General features: G+C 61.9%; 2 protein-coding genes. Both read right to left on the bottom strand.

Going from position 1 to position 1616, the window contains the following annotated elements; all coding sequences use genetic code 11:
• The coding region (locus QRQ56_RS39150; protein ID WP_438747111.1) for a PLP-dependent aminotransferase family protein at window positions 1-1307 on the bottom strand (1307 nt) is incomplete at its 3' end.
• A 36-nt stretch (window positions 1308-1343) separates the two neighbouring features.
• Window positions 1344-1616, bottom strand: a 273-nt coding sequence (locus QRQ56_RS39145) for an aldehyde dehydrogenase family protein (protein ID WP_438747110.1), incomplete at its 5' end; no start/stop codon positions are given.

Here is a 1616-nt window from a genome sequence, read left to right as displayed (position 1 = left end):
GGCGCGCCGAGACAGATGCGAATTGCGCCAGGGTCCCGCTCTCCCACCGCGGAGGCGATGCGGGGGGTTACAAGTATGCCCCGTCCTCGCGCAGCCGCCGTAAATCGATCTGCGGACCACTCTTGCGGCAACGGCAACCATCCATAGAAGGCTGGGAACTGAAGTTTTGCGGCGTTCGGAAAAACATTTAGGAACACTCGATAGCGTTCGTGCGCCTGGACGCGCCGCTCATGTAGAAGTTCTTCCAGCTTACTGCTCTCAATCAACCGCACCACAGCCTCGCCTAGCATCGGAGCAACAAACCAGGCAGAGGCGTGCAGGAGGAGCTCAGTTTGAGCGATGTAGGCCGGCGGGACCGTCAATGTTCCGAGCCTGAAGGCTGGCGCAAGGCACTTTGAGTAGGACGTGATGTAAAAGGAGCGGGTCGGCACCAACGAGGCGATCGGCACAGGACGCTCGGAGAAGAAAAAGCCGTAGACGTCATCCTCTATGATGGCAAGGTCGAGCTCCTCGGCGAGTTCAGCGATGCGCCGACGGCGGGCAAGGCTCATGGTGCGAGCAGTGGGGCTCTGCAAGGTCGGCATGCAATAGAGCACTCGCGCGCTGGACGCCCGACTGGCCTTTCTCAGCGCCTCCGGGTCCATTCCCTCCTCATCCATCTCCACGGACACCAGGTTGAGGTGGCTGGCAGCGGCGATGGCCTTGAAGCCAGAATAAGTGAAAGCATCCACCAAGACACTGTCCCCGGGCTTTGCCACGAGGCGCAGGGCGATGTCGATCGCGTGCTGCGCGCCGTTGCACAGAAACAGCTGTGCCGGCTCGACCGAAAAGGTGTTGTCAGACAGCGAGGCCGCGATGATTTCACGATGTCGGGGGAGGCCGCCGTGAGGATGGTAGCCCAACAAAGGTGCAAGATCACGCTCGCGCACCACCTCGCCAAATAGCGCGGACAGGATCCGCGTTTCGCTTCCGTGGGCAGGCACGTTCAGCGCTAAATTGACCGGTTCCTGTCTTGCCGCCGGCGCCTCGGCATGGGAGGGCGCGGAACGCCGCCTGACAAACGTACCCTGCCCGACATGCCCGCTGACGATGCCGCGCGTTTCGGCCTCCTGATAGGCTTTGCTCACCGTGCCGACGGAAAGGCTAAGCTCTCGAGCTAGATCACGATGCGGCGGAAGACGGTCGCCATCGGACAGCCGGCCATCGGCGATGTCCTGTTCCAGCGCATTCACGAGGGCAAGGTAGCGCGGCCCCTCGGCAGCGAGCTGCCGCGGTCGCCACCCCGAAAATGTCCCACCCAAGCTCACGTCCCGCGCTCCTTTTCCTTCCGGTCTCATCGCCTGCTAGACATGAAGATGGCCGACGTACTTTCTTACGGTATAGGATTCTAGACCCTCAATGCCGCCTTCGCGGCCCCAGCCGCTGTCACCAATGCCGCCGAAGGGAGTTTCGGGGATCGTTACGACCATCTGGTTGATGCCGATGACGCCGACCTCCAGCTCCTCCGCTATGCGATTGGCGGTTGCGGCGGAGCGGGTGAAGGCATATCCGGCCAGACCGTAAGGCAATGCGTTCGCCCGTGCGATGGCCTGTTCCAGATCGTCAACAGGTTGTAC

Source organism: Bradyrhizobium sp. U531 (assembly GCF_051710265.1).
Classification (GTDB): Bacteria; Pseudomonadota; Alphaproteobacteria; order Rhizobiales; family Xanthobacteraceae; genus Bradyrhizobium.
The sequence above is the reverse complement of the archived record's forward strand: the minus strand, read 5'-3'. Positions and strand labels throughout refer to the sequence as shown.